General features: G+C 69.3%; 15 protein-coding genes and 1 pseudogene. 12 read left to right on the top strand and 4 right to left on the bottom strand.

Going from position 1 to position 17,898, the window contains the following annotated elements:
- Positions 1-18 precede the first annotated feature (18 nt).
- Together ACP2AH_RS10915 and ACP2AH_RS10910 are read right to left on the bottom strand one after the other, a co-directional pair.
- The gene (locus ACP2AH_RS10915; protein ID WP_425105823.1) at positions 19-1,140 is read right to left on the bottom strand and encodes an alginate O-acetyltransferase AlgX-related protein; all 1,122 of its coding nucleotides are present in this window, start codon (positions 1,138-1,140) and stop codon (positions 19-21) included.
- Positions 1,141-1,153: 13 nt separating this feature from the next.
- Positions 1,154-2,569, bottom strand: a complete 1,416-nt coding sequence (locus tag ACP2AH_RS10910) for an MBOAT family O-acyltransferase (RefSeq protein WP_425105822.1) — start codon at positions 2,567-2,569, stop codon at positions 1,154-1,156.
- A 211-nt stretch (positions 2,570-2,780) separates the two neighbouring features.
- Between ACP2AH_RS10910 and ACP2AH_RS10905 the strand changes: the two genes are divergently transcribed.
- Complete coding sequence (locus tag ACP2AH_RS10905) at positions 2,781-3,584, top strand: gamma-glutamyl-gamma-aminobutyrate hydrolase family protein (protein ID WP_425105821.1); 804 nt, start codon at positions 2,781-2,783, stop codon at positions 3,582-3,584.
- Between the two features lie 156 nt (positions 3,585-3,740).
- Here the strand turns inward: ACP2AH_RS10905 and ACP2AH_RS10900 are convergent, their stop codons facing one another.
- The gene (locus ACP2AH_RS10900) at positions 3,741-4,415 is read right to left on the bottom strand and encodes a GntR family transcriptional regulator (protein WP_425105820.1); all 675 of its coding nucleotides are present in this window, start codon (positions 4,413-4,415) and stop codon (positions 3,741-3,743) included.
- 107 nt (positions 4,416-4,522) lie between these two features.
- On the opposite strand from ACP2AH_RS10900, the gene ACP2AH_RS10895 reads away from it, so the two are divergent.
- Complete coding sequence (locus ACP2AH_RS10895) at positions 4,523-4,747, top strand: Trm112 family protein (protein ID WP_421699276.1); 225 nt, start codon at positions 4,523-4,525, stop codon at positions 4,745-4,747.
- A gap of 64 nt (positions 4,748-4,811) precedes the next feature.
- On the opposite strand, the gene ACP2AH_RS10890 is transcribed toward ACP2AH_RS10895, so the two are convergent.
- Positions 4,812-6,044 (bottom strand): ubiquinone biosynthesis hydroxylase, encoded by a 1,233-nt coding sequence (locus tag ACP2AH_RS10890; RefSeq protein WP_425105819.1) that lies wholly within the window; start codon positions 6,042-6,044, stop codon positions 4,812-4,814.
- A 153-nt stretch (positions 6,045-6,197) separates the two neighbouring features.
- Between ACP2AH_RS10890 and ACP2AH_RS10885 the strand changes: the two genes are divergently transcribed.
- The 10 genes and pseudogenes from ACP2AH_RS10885 to ACP2AH_RS10840 all read left to right on the top strand — a co-directional run.
- Positions 6,198-7,079, top strand: coding sequence for an acyl-CoA thioesterase (locus tag ACP2AH_RS10885; protein ID WP_425105818.1), 882 nt, complete (start codon positions 6,198-6,200; stop codon positions 7,077-7,079).
- 296 nt (positions 7,080-7,375) lie between these two features.
- Positions 7,376-7,714, top strand: coding sequence for a P-II family nitrogen regulator (locus tag ACP2AH_RS10880; protein ID WP_244450241.1), 339 nt, complete (start codon positions 7,376-7,378; stop codon positions 7,712-7,714).
- A gap of 51 nt (positions 7,715-7,765) precedes the next feature.
- Positions 7,766-9,127 carry an ammonium transporter gene (locus ACP2AH_RS10875; RefSeq protein WP_425105817.1) on the top strand — a complete coding sequence of 454 codons (1,362 nt, stop codon included), beginning with the start codon at positions 7,766-7,768 and terminating at the stop codon, positions 9,125-9,127.
- Positions 9,128-9,328: 201 nt separating this feature from the next.
- Positions 9,329-10,591, top strand: a complete 1,263-nt coding sequence (locus ACP2AH_RS10870; protein ID WP_425105816.1) for an aminotransferase class I/II-fold pyridoxal phosphate-dependent enzyme — start codon at positions 9,329-9,331, stop codon at positions 10,589-10,591.
- A gap of 65 nt (positions 10,592-10,656) precedes the next feature.
- Positions 10,657-13,284, top strand: a complete 2,628-nt coding sequence (locus ACP2AH_RS10865) for a DNA translocase FtsK (protein WP_425105815.1) — start codon at positions 10,657-10,659, stop codon at positions 13,282-13,284.
- Positions 13,285-13,452: 168 nt separating this feature from the next.
- Positions 13,453-14,172 (top strand): outer-membrane lipoprotein carrier protein LolA, encoded by a 720-nt coding sequence (locus ACP2AH_RS10860; RefSeq protein WP_425105814.1) that lies wholly within the window; start codon positions 13,453-13,455, stop codon positions 14,170-14,172.
- 278 nt (positions 14,173-14,450) lie between these two features.
- Entirely contained in the window at positions 14,451-15,269 is an 819-nt protein-coding gene (locus ACP2AH_RS10855; RefSeq protein ID WP_425106154.1) for an exodeoxyribonuclease III, read from the top strand.
- 95 nt (positions 15,270-15,364) lie between these two features.
- Complete coding sequence (gene lptM / locus ACP2AH_RS10850) at positions 15,365-15,574, top strand: LPS translocon maturation chaperone LptM (protein ID WP_244450247.1); 210 nt, start codon at positions 15,365-15,367, stop codon at positions 15,572-15,574.
- Positions 15,575-15,587: 13 nt separating this feature from the next.
- Positions 15,588-16,857, top strand: a pseudogene (gene lysA / locus ACP2AH_RS10845) (diaminopimelate decarboxylase).
- 161 nt (positions 16,858-17,018) lie between these two features.
- A partial coding sequence (locus ACP2AH_RS10840; protein ID WP_425105813.1) for a DUF4175 family protein occupies positions 17,019-17,898 on the top strand: 880 nt, incomplete at its 3' end.

Here is a 17,898-nt window from a genome sequence, read left to right as displayed (position 1 = left end):
CAAGGCGGGGAAGGGGGCTCAGCCGCCCCCTGCCGGCAGGGGCGTCCGGCTCCAGTTCTTGCAGGTGAGGAAGCGCTCCGTCGGCGCGTAGATCAGGATGTCCGGCTTGAAGCGGTCGATGACGCCCCGGTCGAACTCGCAGGCATTATGGTGGATCCAGATCACCGCCGAGGCGCGGTAGGCGAGCGGGTTGGACCAGAAGCCCTGGGTGAAGGAATCGCCGATCACCATGATGCGCGGGCCGGCGTGGCCGGTGGTGTAGGCGTTGAATCCGTAATTCTCGGTGCCGCGCGGCGGCGGGCCGACGATGCCCTCGAGCGGCGTGGTGTCGTGCGGCCCGCCCACCGGCGGTTTCCACACATAGTCCACATCCGCCGGCTCGCGGTCGGGGACGCCGGCCACCCGCAGGAGGTCGCCGCCCGGGCGTCGCTTTGTGCCGCTGAACGCCAGCGACGGCGGGATGGCGAGTTCCGGCCGGCCCGCCGCATCCATGACCGCGTTGAACGCCAGAAGCCCCGCGAGCGCGTTCCAGTGCGTATCGTAGCGATAATAGAGCGGGTCGCTTGCCGTGCTTTCATCGACGATGGGGCGCAGATCGACGAAGGTGATGCCGTCGCGCTTCATCCGCGCGGCGACGAGGTCATATTCGGTCGGCTGGTGGCGCTGGGCGCGGATATAGTCGGGCAACTTGTCGAAGCGGGCGGTGGCGGCGTTGGGCGGCAGAGTGAGCACGAAGGTGCCGCCGCTGGCCGCCATTTTCTGCTGCAGTTCCTCGGCGAGGATGGCGAGCCTTTCCACCCCCTGCAGCCGCACCAGCTGGCCGATCGACTGTTCCAGCGCGTTGTTGTCGCGCAGGAACAGGCTGCCATCCGTGCCGTCCACCACACGGGTGCCAGGCGGGGAGCCGATGAAGCGCAGATAGCGGCGATGCGCGGTGAGCACGGGACCACGAAAGCCGAAGACGTTGTTGATATAGGGGTCGAGCCGCTCGGAGGCGTGTTCCCACCAGCGCGCCTCCGGCGCCAGCACGGTACGCATCGGGCCGGGCATGGCGGGGAGCAGCAGGCCAATGGTCGGCAGCGACAGCAGCGCCACGAAGATCACCGCCCACCAGCGGCGGAAGGCCATGAGCAAGGGCATGGTCGCGCTCCCCTCAGAACCGGAAATACAGGAAGGGCGAATAGGTCGCCGCCCCCACCGACAGGATGCACAGCACGAACAGCGCCGCCACCACGACGCTGTCGGTCACGCCATACAGGGCGCGGCGCAGATGTGCCGGCAGCCGCTTGGCGCCCGGCTGCGGCAGGCCGAACATGGCGAGCGGCCAGGCCAGCACCATGATGACGATCGTCACCGGCTCCAGATCAGCCAGCAGATTGATCGACAGCGGGCCCACCCCGTTCAGCCCGGCGAGGCCGGCGAAGAGGTCCATCGCCTGCGGCAGGCTCTCCGCCCGGAACCAGACCCAGCCGGTGAGCACGACGAGGAGCACATAGGCATGGCCGACCATACGCGGCGCGGCGCGCAGGGCGGCGCCGAGGCGGGTGCGCTCTAGCACCAGGAAGGTGCCGTGATGCACGCCCCAGATGACGAAGGTCCAGCTCGCCCCGTGCCACAGGCCGCAGAGCAGGAACACGGTCCAGAGATTCAGCGCCGTGTGCACATGGCCGTGCCGGTTGCCGCCGAGCGGGATGTAGACATAGTCCCGGAACCAGCTCGACAGGCTCATATGCCAGCGGCGCCAGAAATCGGTGATCGACAGAGCGCCATAGGGCAGGTTGAAATTGCGCGGGAATTTCAGCCCCATGGCCAGCGCGAGGCCGATCGCCATGTTGGAATAGCCGCCGAAGTCGAAATAGATCTGCAGCGCATAGGCGCAGACGCCGATCCACGCCTCGCCGAGGTTCGGGGCGGTGGTGTTGTCGAACACCACGCTCACCAGCGGCGCCACCTCGTCGGCGATCAACACCTTCCAGGACAGGCCGATGACGAAGATGCGCAGCCCCGCCGACACACGGCCGAGCGTGGTGCGTCGCGCCCTGATGCGGTGGGCGATGGTGGAGTAGCGCACGATCGGGCCGGCCACCAGCTGCGGGAACATGGTGATGTAGACCGCGATCTCCTCGAAGCGGCCATTGGCCCGCGCCTTCCCGCGATAGATGTCGACGAGATAGGAAATGGCGTGGAAGGTGAAGAAGGAGATGCCGAGCGGCAGCGGCAGATGCACCACCGGCAGCTGGGCGGCGTCGGGCAGCAGGTGATTGAGGTTCTCGGCGAGGAAGCCGGCATATTTGAAGGCGATGAGGCCGGACAGGTTCAGCGCCACCGCCAGCCCGAGCATGCGCAGCCGCCACGGGCCGGTGCGGGTGTCGATCAGCAGCGCGAGGCTGTAATTGGCGATGATGGAGACCGCCAGCACCACCACATTGGCGAGCCCGCCCCAGGCATAGAACACCAGCGAGAAGGCGAGCAGCACCAGGTTGCGGGCGCGCAGCCCCGGCGTCGCGAAATAGCAGATCAGGAACGCCGGCAGGAAATAGAACAGAAAGGTGACGGACGAAAAAACCATGGGCTTCCGGCGGCGCCTGCGGACGAGGGGGTGGCCCTTCATACACGAAGATTCTTCGCCGGAAACATTTGGGTACGGAGCGCGGTGGGGCAGCGGCGATCGGGCGCAAGCGGCAGGGCCGCGCGCCGTGCGGGGCGGACGTGCGTCGCTGCGCCGTTGACAGCCGCCGGGGGCGCGCGCCACATCAGCGGCAGTGAGCGCAGGAGATATTATGCGTCCGGTTATCGGTGTGATCAGCGATGTGAAGGCCAGGGACGGACATGTCGTCCATGGCGTCACCGAAAAATACATCTATGCGGTGGCGCGCGGCGCCCAGGCGATGCCGGTGCTCATTCCCGGCACCATCTCGGCGGTGGATTCCGCCATGGCGCCGGAGCGGATCGTCGTCGACGAGATTCTCGCCGCCGTCGACGCGCTGTTCCTGCCGGGCAGCCCGTCCAATGTCGGCCCGCATCATTATGGCGACCTGCCGCACGACCCGCCGCTGCCGGCCGACCCGCACCGCGACGACATTTCGCTGCCGCTGATCCGCGAGGCGCTGGAACGCGGCGTGCCGCTGTTCGGCGTGTGCCGCGGCTTCCAGGAAATGAACGTCGCGCTCGGCGGCACGCTGTTCCAGAAGCTTTATGAGCAGCCCGGCCGCTTCGACCATCGCGAGGATTCCAGCCTCGACATCGAAGGCCAGTACTCGCCCGCCCATGGGGTGGCGCTGACCGAAGGCGGCCTGCTGGCGAGCCTTGCCGGTGACACGACGTGGCGGGTGAACTCGCTGCACGGCCAGGGCGTGGCGACGCTGGCGCCGGGCGTGGCGGTGGAGGCGACGGCCGGGGACGGCACCATTGAGGCCTTCCGCGTGCCGGATGCGCCGGGCTTCAACATGGCGATCCAGTGGCACCCGGAGTGGCGCTTCTGGGAGGACAAGCTGTCCAGCGGCATCTTCACCGCCTTTGGCGCCGCCGCACGCCTCGCCGCCGAGCGCCGGCGCGCCGGCGGCCGGCTGAAGGCGGCGGGCTGAGGGCTTTTCGCGTCATCCCGGACGGCCGCAGGCCGATCCGGGATCATTACCAGGCGGAGAGCGATCCCGGCGCTGCGGCTTTGCCTCCGGCCGGGATGACGGCCAGTGGAACGTCATCCCCGGGCATGACGGTGTGTTGGGGTGGGGCGAGTAGGCCTACCCCAGCTGCGCCAGCAGATGGCCGATGCCGTCGCGAATATCGGCCTCGATGGCGCGGCGCAGCGCCGCCTCGTCGCCGGTGCGCAGCGCGGCCAGCGCTTCGGCGTGGCGGTCGACGGGGTAGTGGGTCTCGAGGTCCGCCAGCGCCATGCGCATGAACGGGCCGATCTGCAGCCACACCGATTCGATCAGCGGCAGCAGCACATTGTCCGCCCGCCCGCCATAGAGCGCGCCGTGGAAGGCGAGATTGGTCTCGATCATCGCCTCGGTATCGGCGGCGGCCACCGCCGCGTCGGATTCGGCGTTGAGGGCGTCGAGCCTTGCGATGAAGGCGTCGTCGGCCACGGCGAGGGCGCGGGCCGCCGCTTCGGTCTCCAGCAGCGTGCGCGCCATCATCAGCTCCTCGAAGCGGCGCGCGGTCATTTCCGGCACGCGCACGCGGCGATTGTCGAGCAGCACCAGCGCGCGTTCGGCCACCAGCCGCCGCAGCGCCTCGCGCACCGGCATGGAGGACACGCCGAGCTCATCGGCCAGCCCGCGGATCGTCACCGCCTTGCCGGGCGGAAAGCGGCCGGCCATGACCGAGCGGCGCAGGCGGCGGAACACCCATTGCTGCAGCGTATCGCCATCAAGGCGGGGCTCCAGGGCGAGATCGAGCGGGGAAGATTCCATCGGTCCGTGGCGCTTCGGGGAAGGTGGCGACGTGAGAATGTCAGCTTGCTGCGTTATATAGCCGGAATACGTTTGTGACCCTGCCGAAGATCGGGAGATTCCTGCCCATGGCCGCTGCATCCCCCATTCCCGCGCGCGCGGGCTATGAGATCGACCCGAAACTGCTGGAATTGCTGGTTTGCCCGGTCACCAAGGGGCCGCTGGATTATGACCGCGCGGCGCAGGAACTGGTGTCGCGCGCCGCGCGTCTCGCCTACCCGATTCGCGACGGCATTCCGATCCTGCTCGCCGACGAGGCGCGGCAGCTGACCGAGGAAGAGGCGGCGCGCTGATCCCATTCCTTTTGTTGTCGCGTTTTCTTCACGCGAACCGGTATCCACGTCGCTCGAAAACGCTCTACAGCGCTTCCCCGCGCAGAAGGCGCGGGGCGCGCCCGCCAATGCCGGCGGCGTCGCGGATGAAGAAGCCCTTCAGCGCCGGTAGGCGCTCCACCAGCCCGAGCCCGACATCGCGCGCCAGCCGCACCGCGTCCGAGCGCAGGCCGAACAGCCGGTTCAGCCCGTCGGTCGCCACGCCCATGGCCAGCGTGTCGAAGCGCCGCCAGCGCTGGTAACGCTCCAAAACGTCCCGCCCGCCGATGTCGAGGCCGAGCCGGGCGGCGTCGGTGGCGGCTTCCGCCAGCGCCGCCACATCGCGCAGCCCCATATTGATGCCCTGGCCGGCGATGGGATGGATGGTGTGGGCGGCGTCGCCGACCAGAGCGAGGCGCTCGCCGATGAAGGAACGCGCCATCTGGAAGCCGAGCGGGAACGCCTTCGGTTCATCCAGGATGTCGATCTCGCCGAGTTCCAGCCCGAAGCGCTGTTCCAGCTCGTCCAGCAGCAGCACGCGCGGCAGCTTCAGCAGGCGTGCGGCGGTGTCGGTCGCCTCGGTCCAGACGATGGAGCAGCGATTGCCGGTGAGGGGGAGCATGGCGAAGGGGCCGGCGGGCAGGAAATGCTCGATCGCCTTGCCCTCGTGCGGGCGCTCATGGCCGACCGTCATCACGAGGGCGGACTGGTGATAGGACCAGCCGGTGACGCCGATGCCGGCCAGCGCCCGCAGCTTGGAGCGGCCGCCATCGCAGGCGGCGAGCAGGGAGGCGGAAGCTTCCGCGCCGTCGGCGAGCCGCAGCGCGCCGCGCGCCGCGCCGGGGGTGAAGCCGGCGATGCGGGTGGGCAGCAGCGCGACGCCGCGTTCGCGGGCGAGGTCGGTCATCGCGTCCTGCAGCACCGCATTGGGCAGCATATGGGCGAAGGGCTCGCCCGGCTCCACCTCGCCGTCGAAGGAGAGGAACACCGGCCGGGCGGCATCGCCGAGCTTGGAATCGGTGATTTCCATCGCCAGAATCGGCTGGGCCTGCGCTTCCACCCGCTCCCACACGCCGAGCGCCTCGAACAGGCGGCGGGCGCCGGCGGCGATGGCGGAGGCGCGTAGATCGGTACTCGCCGGGCGCGCGGCGGCGAAGGCCGGGTCGGCCACGGCGAGGCGGGCACTGTCGCCCAGTCCCTGCCGCAGCGCGAGCGCGAGGGTGAGCCCGGCGAGCCCGCCACCGGCCATCACGGCATCATATCGCTGGTCCTGTTGCATGGCGTGCCGCCTCCGCTCTCGACCATCCGCGCATTGTGCGCGCTCCCTCCTATGCCTTAGCTAGGCACCCCGGACAATGCGCCGGGGTGCCGCCCCCGCCTTATCCCATTCTGCCCCGCCCGCCGTTCCGTCGCGATGAGGAAAAGCCCGCCCATGACCCAAAGCGCCGCCGAACTCGTCACCCTGCTCGATCTGGAGCGGCTGGAGGACAATCTCTTCCGCGGTCTCAACCCGCCGGAATCCTGGCCGTTGCGCACACGCGTCTTTGGCGGGCAGGTGCTGGCGCAGGCGCTGGTGGCGGCGCAGCGCACGGTGGAAGGGCTCGCCGCCCATTCCATGCACGCCTATTTCCTGCTCGCCGGCGATCCGAAGGTGCCGATCATCTACGATGTGGAACGGGTGCGCGACGGGCGCAGCTTCGCCACGCGGCGGGCGGTGGCGATCCAGCACGGGCGGCCGATCTTCATCATGTCGGTCTCGTTCCATCGCGAGGAGCCGGGGCTGGAACACCAGCTCGACCTCGACATGGCGGTGCCGCCGCCGGAGGAGGTGCCGGGCATCGGGGACCTGCCCCCGGAGGTGGTGGCCACCCTGCCGGCGCCGGTGCTGGCCTATTGGCGTCGCCCGCGCCCGATCGAGCTGAAGCCGGTGGGCCTCGGGGAAAAGCGCGTCGCGCCGCGCCGGGCGGTGTGGTTCCGCACCACGGGCCCGCTGCCCGACGCGGAAGGGCTGCACCAGGCCGTGCTCGCCTATGCCTCCGACATGACGCTCCTGGAAGCGACAACGACGCTGCACGGCACCAGCGTGCTGGGCGAGAGCCTGCAGGTCGCCAGCCTCGACCACGCGCTGTGGCTGCACCGTCCCTTCCGTGCCGATGACTGGCTGCTCTATGCCCAGGACAGCCCCAGCGCCGCCGGCGCGCGCGGGCTGGCGCGCGGGCTGATCTATGATCGCGCCGGGCGGCTGGTCGCCTCGGTGGCCCAGGAAGGGCTGATCCGGCCGGTGCGGGCGCCTGCCACACAGGCATCTGCCTAGAATTTAGTCAACTGATGGCGAATGTGCGGCGGTGACTCGGGAAGGGTCAGCGTCCCGATCAAGAATTGAGCAATCCGGCGGCGCCGCGTGGGTGCGGGGCGATGGCTGCCAGCCTTGCATCGGCCGGCGCTTGCCTGCGGCATTTCCACTGGAAGCGTTGATCCGCAACGGTTGGCACGCGAATTGATTCTCTCTCCCCGGCTGGATCGGCAGGTTGCGGAAAACAACCTCGGCGAGTCCGACATGAAACGCCCAGAACCCCGCCAGCGGTTCGGGGCCAAGCGGGGACAGAACCCATGAAGATCGTCATGGCTATCATCAAGCCCTTCAAGCTTGAGGAAGTCCGGGATGCGCTCACTGGCATTGGTGTGCACGGACTGACCGTTACGGAGGTCAAGGGATATGGCCGTCAGAAGGGCCACACCGAGATCTATCGCGGCGCGGAATACGCAGTGAGCTTCCTGCCCAAGCTCAAGATCGAGGTCGCCGTGGCGTCCGATCATGTTTCCAAGGTCATCGACGCGATTACCACCTCGGCCAAGACCGGCCAGATCGGCGACGGCAAGATCTTCGTCTACGCGATCGATCAGGCCGTGCGCATCCGCACCGGCGAAACCGACGCCGACGCCCTCTGAGCCTGCGTCACCGATCCCGACATTTTCCGATTGCGACGGAGCATTGAACCCATGACGACCAAGAATTGGATACGCGCGGGCCTGCCTGCGCTGGCGACGACGGCGCTGTTTGCGGCCGCCGCTTTCGCCCAGGACAACCCGGCCGCCGGCGCGGAAGCCACCGCCGAGGTCGCCGCCGCGGTCACCGTGGACAAGGGCGACATCACCTGGATGATGGTCTCCTCCATCCTCGTTCTGTTCATGACCGTGCCGGGCCTCGCCCTTTTCTATGGCGGCCTCGTGCGCGCCAAGAACATGCTCTCGGTCCTCATGCAGGTCACCGTCATCGCCGCCGTGATGATGCTGCTCTGGGTGTTCTACGGCTACTCGCTCGCCTTCACCTCCGGCAACGCCTTCATCGGCGGCTTCGAGAAGGCCTTCCTCGCCGGCGTGACCACGGAAAGCCTGGCCGACACCTTCTCCAAGGGCGTGAAGATTCCGGAATACATCTTCATCGTGTTCCAGATGACCTTCTCGGCCATCACCCCCGCGCTGATCATCGGTGCCTTCGCCGAGCGCATGAAGTTCTCGGCCATCGTGCTGTTCAGCATCCTCTGGGTGACGTTCGTCTACTACCCGATCGCCCACATGGTGTGGTTCTCGGAAGGCTACCTGTTCGCCATGGGCGCGCTCGACTTCGCCGGCGGCACCGTGGTGCACATCAATGCCGGTATTGCGGGCCTCGTCGGCTGCATCATCATCGGCAAGCGCACCGGCTACGGCAAGGAACTGATGCCTCCCCACTCGCTGCCCTTCGCCATGGTCGGCGCCAGCGTCCTGTGGGTGGGCTGGTTCGGCTTCAACGCCGGCTCCAACCTTGAAGCCAATGCCGGCACCACGCTCGCCGTGATCAACACCTTCGTCGCCACCGCCGGCGCGATCGTCGGCTGGACGCTCATCGAGTGGCTGGCCAAGGGCAAGCCCTCCATGCTCGGCGCCATCTCCGGCATGGTCGCGGGCCTCGTCGCCATCACCCCGGCTGCCGGCCTCTCCGGTCCGCTCGGCGCGATCGTGCTCGGCTTCGTCGCCTCCATCGTCTGCTTCTTCTTCTGCACCACGGTGAAGAACGCGCTCGGCTACGATGACAGCCTCGACGTGTTCGGCGTCCATGGCGTGGGCGGTATCGTCGGCGCCATCGGCACCGGCATCGTCGTCGCCCCGGCGCTCGGCGGCCCCGGCATCGCCGATTACGCGATGGGCCACCAGGTGTGGGTGCAGTTCCAGGCGGTGGCGGTGACCCTCGTGTGGGGCGGTATCGTCTCGGCGATCCTCTACTACGTGGTCAACGTCCTCATCGGGCTGCGTCCGTCGGTGGAGAAGGAGCGCGAGGGTCTCGACATCGTCGAGCACGGCGAGCGCGCCTATCACAGCTGATCGGAGCCTCCGGCTCCGCCGGGCGGCGCGTTCCGCGCGCCGTTTCCAGGTCTCTTTGCTGCGCAAGGCCCCGGCATCGCCGGGGCCTTTTCTTTGCCGGCGGCTTGGCGCTTCTGCGCGCATGGTTAAGAACGCCTTTACCGCAGCCGGGCTATTGTGCCGGCAGAGGCCGCATTCCGTGGCCGAGGCGAGACCGATCCCGTGCCTGATGCCCTCTCCCCCGCTGCCGCCGCGACACCGGCCGTTGTCCCCGATCCGGGGCCGGCGGCGCGCTCGCCTTTCGTGCGGCTGACCGAGCTGCTCGCCGATCTCGCCCCGGGAAAGCCGGCGCTGAGCCTGGCGGTCGGGGAGCCGCGCCACGCCATGCCCGGTTTCGTCGGCGCGGTGCTGGCCGGCCATCTCGACGGCTTCGGCCGCTATCCCGCCGGCAAGGGGCTGCCCGAGTTCCGCCGCGCCGCCGGCGACTGGTTCGCCCGCCGCTACGCGCTGGCCCGCGCGCCCGACCCGGAGCGCGAAGTCCTGGTGCTCAACGGCTCGCGCGAGGGTCTGTTCTTCGCCGCGCTGATGGCGCGCCGGCTGCTCTCGCTGCAAAAGCGCGCCCGCATCGGCGCCGCCGAGCCCGCCGTGCTGCTGCCCAACCCGTTCTACGCTGCCTATGGCGCCGGGGCGGAAGCCGCCGGCTGCGCCAGTGTCGATCTGCCCTTGCCGCCGGGGGGCGGCTGGCTGCCGGACCTCGACGCGCTGACCCCGGAGCTGCTCGACCGTTCGGTCGCGCTCTATTTCGCCTCCCCCGCCAATCCGCAGGGCACCATCGCGCCGCGCGCCTATCTGGAGCGGCTGGTGGCGCTGTGCCGGGCGCATGAGGTGATGATTTTTGCCGACGAGTGCTATTCCGAGATCTGGCTCGGTGCGGCCCCGCCCACCGGCATTCTCGAAGTGGCCGGGCCGGATTTCGCCGGCGTCGTCGCCTTCAATTCGCTGTCCAAGCGCTCCAGCCTGCCGGGGCTGCGCTGCGGCTTCTGCGCTGGCGAGGCCCGCTTCATCGAGGCCTTCGCCGATTTCCGCAATGTCGCCGCGCCGCAGGTGCCCGAGCCGCTGCAATGGGTCGGCATCGCGGCGCTGGCCGACGAGGCGCATGTGGCGGCGAGCCGCGACCTCTACAAGGCGAAGTTCGACATCGCCGACGAGGTGCTGGCCGGGCATTTCGACTATCAGCGGCCCGATGGCGGCTTCTTCCTCTGGCTGAACGTCGCCGGGCTGCGCACCGGGCAGCACAGCGCCGGCGAGGAAGCGGCGCGGCTTCTGTGGCAGCGCGAGGGGCTGCGCACCGTGCCGGGCGGCTATCTCTGCCGTGGCGATGCGCAGGGGCGCAATCCCGGTGCCGACTATCTGCGCATCGCGCTGGTGCAGGACCTTGAGACGACGCGGGAGGCGCTGCCGCGCCTTCTGGCCGGTCTGTCCTGAGCGGGGCGAGGCGTTTGGCGAGGCGGGGCAAAGAGACGGGGCGGGACATGGGGACGCAGACGACGATGCGGACGCCTCGGCTGGAGGCCGCTCCGTCCCGTGCCGCCCGGCCCCGGCCCCGGCCGGAGGGGGCTGGCAAGAGCGGGGCGAGCCCGCGCGCGCACCGGGCCGGGCAGAGCGCGCCGGGCGGCTTCCTGCCCGAGGAGGTGCGCGGCGCCCTTTCCCGCCGCACGGCGGAACTGGTCGGCCTTGCCTGGCTGAGCCTGTGCGCGCTGATGCTGCTGGCGCTGGCGACCTGGTCGGCCGACGATCCCAGCCTCAGCCGCTCCAGCGCCGCCGCGCCGTCCAATCTGCTGAGCCTTCCCGGCGCGATCTTCGCCGATGTGATGATGCAGCTTTTCGGCGTCGCCGCCCTGGCGGTGGTGCTGCCCATGGGCATATGGGGCTGGCTGCTGCTGACCCATCGCCATCCCGGCCGGCTGCGGGCGCGGTTGATCGCGCTGGTGGCGGGCATCGTGTTCGCCTCCGGCTTCGCCGCCTGCCTGCCGCGTTTCGGCGGCTGGCCGCTGCCGAGCGGGCTCGGCGGCGTGCTGGGCGAATTCGTGCTCGCCGTGCCGGCGGCGTTACGCGCAAGCTGGCTGACCAGCGCCGATTATGCCGTGGTCGGCGTCGTCTGCCTCATCGGCGCCGCGCTCACCCTGCCGCTGGCGGTCGGGTTCGGGCTGCGGGCCGAGCCGGAGGAGGCGCTGGACGACCCGCGCCGCGCGCCCGCCAGCTTCGAGGATGACGAGCCGGGCTGGCTCGCCTTCCTGCTCGGCATGATGACCCATGGCGTGCTGTCGCTGAAGGCGCGCTTCGCCCCCGGCGCCGCCCGCCGCCCGCGCCCCGCGCGCGGCCTCGCGGAACGGCTGCGCGAAAGCGTCGGCTTCGGCGGTGCGGAGGAGGACGATTTCGCGGCCCTGCGCGCCGGTCGGCATGAGCCGAGCTTCGGCCGGCGCGAGGCGTTCGATGAGGAGGAGGATGTCGCCGGCTTCGAAAGCGCCGATGACGACCTGCCCGACGCGCTGGACGAGGCCTTCGCCGCACCCCCGCCGCCGGTGCCGCGCGCGGCCAAGCGCCCGCCGCCGCTGCGCTCGATCCGGGGCGGGCGTGCCGCGCTGGAGGAACAGCGCCGGCGCTACGCCATGCCGGGGCTCGACCTGCTGTCGCCGCCGCCGCCGCGCGGCGGTCCCGCGCTCTCGCGCGAGGCGCTGGACCAGAACGCGCGCGATCTCGAAGGTGTGCTCGACGATTTCGGCGTGCGCGGCGCCATCGTCAATGCGCGCCCCGGCCCTGTGGTGACGCTGTACGAGCTGGAGCCGGCGCCGGGCATCAAATCGAGCCGCGTCATCGGCCTCGCCGACGACATCGCCCGCTCGATGAGCGCGATCTCCGCCCGCGTGGCTGTCATTCCCGGCAAGAACGCCATCGGCATCGAACTGCCCAACCCCAAGCGCGACAAGGTGCTGCTGCGCGAGATTCTCGTCGCCCGCGATTTCGGCGAGGCCGCGCACAAGCTCGCCATCGCGCTCGGCAAGACCATTGGCGGCGAGCCGGTCATCGTCGATCTCGCCCGCATGCCGCATCTTCTCGTCGCCGGCACCACCGGCTCGGGCAAGTCGGTGGCGATCAACACGATGATCCTCAGCCTGCTCTTCCGCATGCGGCCGGAGCAGTGCCGGCTGATCATGATCGACCCGAAGATGCTGGAGCTGTCGATCTATGACGGCATTCCCCATCTGCTCACCCCTGTCGTCACCGACCCGAAAAAGGCGGTGGTGGCGCTGAAATGGGCGGTGCGCGAGATGGAGGAGCGCTACCGCAAGATGTCGAAGGTCGGCGTGCGCAGCATTGACGGCTTCAACGCCCGCATCGCTGAGGCACAGGCCAAGGGCGAGCAGATCGTGCGCACCGTGCAGACCGGCTTCGACAAGGAGACGGGCGAAGCCATCTATGAGCGCGAGGAAATGGACCTCTCGCCCATCCCCTATATCGTCGTCGTCGTCGACGAGATGGCCGATTTGATGATGGTGGCCGGCAAGGAGATCGAGGGCGCCATCCAGCGGCTCGCCCAGATGGCCCGCGCCGCCGGCATCCACCTCATCATGGCGACGCAGCGCCCGAGCGTCGACGTGATCACCGGCACGATCAAGGCGAATTTCCCGACCCGCATCTCCTTCCAGGTCACCTCGAAGATCGACTCACGCACCATTCTCGGCGAGATGGGCGCCGAACAGCTGCTCGGCCAGGGCGACATGCTCTACATGGCCGGCGGCGGGCGCATTTCCCGTGTCCACGGCCCCTTTGTCTCCGACCAGGAGGTGGAGCGGGTGGTCGAGCACCTGAAGGCGCAAGGCGCGCCCGACTATCTCGACGAGGTGACGACCGACTTCGACGGCGAGGGCGAGGACGGTGCCGTGTTCGATAAGAGCGGCATGGGCGCGGAGGAAGGGGGCGACCTCTATTCCCAGGCGGTGGCGGTGGTGATGCGCGACAAGAAGTGCTCCACCTCCTACATCCAGCGCCGGCTGCAGATCGGCTATAACCGCGCGGCTTCGCTGGTCGAGCGCATGGAGCGCGAGGGGCTGGTCGGCCCGGCCAACCATGCCGGCAAGCGCGAAATCCTCACCGAAGGCGGCGGGGAGGGCTATTGAGCCGATGACGGCCGCCGCTCCCGCACCTGTGTTTTCGCCCGTCGCTGACGCAGCGTCCGGGCCACAGGATCGCCACAGCGGCGCGCTACCCGCTGCCCCGACACCGACAAGCGCACGAGGCCCCCGCGCCTTGTGCCGCGCCCGACGTGCTCCAGCGAGATGTGCCCCATGCGCTCCATGATCCGTATCTGCGCCGCCGCCCTGCTGCTCCTGCCGGCGGGCCTCGCCCTGGCGCAGGTGCCGCCGCCGCCCTTCGCGCCGGTGCCGCCGAAGAAGCCGGCGTCGATGCGCACCGCCCAGGCCGGCCCGACTGCGGCGGCGGGGGCTGATGCCGGCATCCAGGTCGCGGCGGTGGCCAACCAGCGCGCGGCGGCGGAGACGGTCCAGCGCATCAATGACTATTTCAACAGCTTCAAGACGATGATCGGCGACTTCGTGCAGGTCGATCCCGACGGCACGCGCCAGCAGGGCCAGTTCTACATCCTCAAGCCCGGCCGGGTGCTGTTCGAATATGAGGCGCCGAGCCGGATCGAGCTGGTGGCCGACGGGCGCTCGGTGGCGGTGCGCGACAAAAGGCTGAAGACGCAGGACATCACGCCGCTCTCGGCGACGCCGCTGCGCTTTCTGCTGTCGGAGAATTTCAACCTCGCCCGCAACGCCAATGTGACCGGCGTCTATCAGGACGACATCTTCGCCACCGTGGTCATCGAAGAGAAGCAGCCCATGGTCGGCACCTACCGGCTGATGATCATGTTCGACGCCAAGACCATGCAGCTGAAGCAGTGGACCGTCACCGACCCGCAGGGCTACGATACCACGGTCGCGGTTTCCAACCTCGACACCTCCCAGCGCCCGGACCCGATGATGTTCGTCATCAATCGGAATTGAGGGGAGCCGAGGCAGGGGTCGGGGATAGCCGCACGCGCCTCCCTCATGCCCGCGCTTGACCCGGGCACCCAGGTGGCTGAAGGCCGGGCATGTGTTCGCGATCAACGGCGCGCCGCAAGGTTGGGTCCCCTGGTCAAGCCCGGGGATGAGGGACGTGGAGGATGAGGAGGCGTGGGATAAGGGTGCGCGGCGGCGATGACGGTGCGGCGCCGTTCACCTTCGGCGGAACATGCTCTAGTGTCGCGCCCGATTCCCGCCCCTCGACAGGTTTCCTCGCTTTGACGCTCTCCATCGCCACCTGGAACATCAATTCGGTGCGCCTGCGCATCGGGCTCGTCGCCAAGCTCGCCGAGGAACACCAGCCGGATGTCATCTGCCTGCAGGAGACCAAGACGCCGGATGACCGCTTTCCGCTGAAGGAGGCGGCAAAGTTCGGCTATCCCCACGCCGCCATCCATGGCCAGAAGGGCTATCACGGCGTCGCCATCCTCTCGAAGCGGCCCTTCGAGGATGTGAGCCGGCAAGGCTTCTGCGACATGGGCGATGCGCGGCATATTTCGGTGGTGCTCGGCCGCGAGGCCGGTCTTTCCGCGCCGCTCACCATCCATAATTTCTACATCCCCGCCGGCGGCGATATTCCCAACCCTGACGTGAACGAGAAGTTCCGCCACAAGCTCGCCTTCCTTGATGAGGCGACCGCCTGGGAGCACCTGCACCCGCAGGATCCCGCCGCGCGCTCGGTGCTGGTGGGCGATCTCAATATCGCCCCGCTGGAAGCGGATGTGTGGAGCCACAAGCAGCTGCTCGACGTGGTCAGCCACACGCCGATTGAGGTCGACAAACTGGCGAAGCTTCAGGCGGCGGGGAACTGGGTGGATGTGATGCGCAATTTCATACCGCCGCAGGAAAAGCTCTTCACCTGGTGGAGCTACCGCGCCGCCGACTGGGCGGCTTCCAATCGCGGCCGGCGGCTCGACCATGTGTGGGCGACGCCGGCGCTGGCGCCGACCGCCCGCGCGCTCACCGTGCTGCGCGAGGCGCGCGGCTGGGAGCGGCCTTCCGACCATGTGCCTGTGATCGCCACCTTCGACGCCTGACGGCGGCGACGAGCCTGCGCGGCGGGCCTCGCCTTTCCGCAAGCGGCGTTATAGGTTGCGCCTGAACCCGATCCGACCCAGCCGAGGAAGCCTCCTTGTCCCGCGCTCTCTCCCGCCTGTGCCGCACCTTCGCTCTTACGCTCGCGCTCGGTGGCGCGCTGGCGCTGGGCGGCTGCGGCGTGAAAGGCCCGCTGGAGCCGCCGCCCGGTTCGCCGCAGGCGCAGCCCGGTCCGGACGGCAAGGTGCCGAAAGATACCGGCCCGGTGAAGCCGAAACAGCCTTTCATCCTCGACGGCCTGCTCTGACCACCGAAGCGCCATGCACCATTTCGCCTATCGTAACGGCATCCTCCATGCGGAGGATGTGAGCCTTGTCGATATCGCCCGCGCGGTCGGCACGCCGTTCTATGCCTATTCCACGGCGACGCTGGAACGGCACCACCGCGTGTTCACCGACGCCTTCGCCGATATGCGCACCACGCTGTGCTACGCGGTCAAGGCCAATTCCAACCAGGCGGTGATCCGCACCTTCGCCAAGCTCGGCGCGGGGGCGGACATCGTCTCCGGCGGCGAATTGAAGCGTGCGCTCGCGGCGGGCGTGGAGCCGCACAAGATTGTGTTCTCCGGCGTCGGCAAGACCCGCGAGGAAATGGCGGCGGCGCTCGATGCCGGCATAATGTGCTTCAATGTCGAGAGCGAGCCGGAACTGCTCACCCTCTCGGAAGTCGCGGTGAGCCACGGGGTGGCGGCGCCGATCTCGATCCGCGTCAACCCGGATGTGGACGCCAAGACCCACCACAAGATCTCCACCGGCAAGTCCGACAACAAGTTCGGCATTCCGGTGTCGCGGGCGCGCGAGGTCTATCGCCACGCCGCCGCCCTGCCGGGGCTGCGCATCACCGGCGTCGACATGCATATCGGCAGCCAGATCACCGATCTCGGCCCGTTCGACAACGCCACCGCGCTGCTGGTGGAACTCGCGCGCGACCTGATGGCCGAGGGGCATCCGCTCACCCATCTCGATCTCGGCGGCGGGCTCGGCGTGCCCTATGTCGCCGGTGAGGCGGAGCCGCCGCTGCCGTCGGCCTATGCGGCGCTTGTGAAGCGGCACACGCATAATCTCGGCCTCGGCCTCGTCTTCGAGGTTGGGCGCATGCTGGTGGCCAATGCCGGCATCCTCGTCGCCCGCGTGCTCTATGTGAAGGAAGGCGAGGGCAAGCACTTCGTCATCGTCGACGCGGCGATGAACGATCTCATCCGCCCGACGCTCTATGACGCGCATCACGAAATCTTGCCCGTGCGCCGAGGCGGTGCCCGGCGAGGGGCAGATGGTCGCGGATGTGGTCGGTCCGGTGTGCGAATCCGGCGATTTTCTGGCGCTGGGGCGGCGCCTGCCGGGGCTGAAGGCGGGCGATCTCATCGCCGTCATGACCGCCGGCGCCTATGGCGCGGTGCAGGCCTCCACCTACAATACCCGCGCGCTGGTGCCGGAAGTGCTGGCGCGGGGCGGGGAATTCGCGGTCGTGCGTCCGCGTGTCGAGGTGGATGAGCTGATCGCGCTCGACCGGATTCCCGGCTGGCTGGCCTGAAGGCCGGCGGGCGCCTCCCGTCCCCTTCGCCGCCGCGACCGCTCACAAGGTGATGATGGCTTGAGCCTGCCCGTTCCGGCGGCAGGACTGGCGCGCCCGCCTCGCCATGTTAAGGTGACCTTGGGGCTGGTGTGGACCTGAGAGCGTCGGAGGTCGGCCGCGTGACGGCAACACCGGATGGAACGGAAGGCGAGGGCCGCCCGGCGGCGGAGGTGAACGCGCGTGCCGAGCGGGCGCGGGCGGACGCCCGGCTGCAGGAAACTCGATCGCACGAGCCTCGCCCGCACGAATTTCGCCCAGCCGAGCCCGGCACGGCCGAGGCGCGCATGGGCGCGGCGCTGCGGCGCGCGCGCGGCGTGCTGCTGTGGGAGCGGGTCTGGCCGGCCATCGTCGCCTTCGCGGCGGCGCTCGGCGTGTTCCTCATCGCCTCCTGGCTCGGCCTGTGGCTTGCGCTTCCGCCGCTCGGCCGCATCATCGGCCTCGCTCTTTTCGCCGCCCTGTTCGCCCTGGCGCTGGTGCCGGCCTTCCGTATTCGCCCGCCTTCCGCCGGCGAGGCGCTGTCGCGGCTCGACCGCGAGAGCCATCTGCCGCACCGGCCGGCCACCGCCCTTTCCGACCATCTCGCCTCCAAGCCCGACGACCCCGTCGGCGCCGCGCTGTGGCGGGCGCATCTGGCGCGGATGGCGACGCAGATCGGCAACCTGCGCGTCGGCATGCCCGCGCCGGGCGTCGCCGCCCGCGATGGGCGGGCGCTGCGGGCCCTGGTGCTGCTGGGGGTGATCGCGACCTTTTTCATGGTGCCGGGCGAGCATCTGCGCCGCATCGCCTCCGCCTTCGACTGGGCGGAGCTGGTGCCGCCCAAGCCTTACCGCGTCGACGCCTGGGTGACGCCGCCCGGCTATACCGGCCGCGCGCCGATCCTGCTGCCGGGCCTGCGCTCGCAGGAGGTGGCGCAGGGAACGGCGGCCGCACTGCCGGACGCCGGCGCGACCTTTGAAGCGAGCGCGATGGCCGTGCCGGCCGGCAGCGAGCTGGTGGTGC

The organism is Ancylobacter sp. (assembly GCF_965249975.1).
Taxonomy (GTDB): domain Bacteria; phylum Pseudomonadota; class Alphaproteobacteria; order Rhizobiales; family Xanthobacteraceae; genus Ancylobacter.
This window is presented reverse-complemented; position numbering and strand designations above follow the sequence as displayed.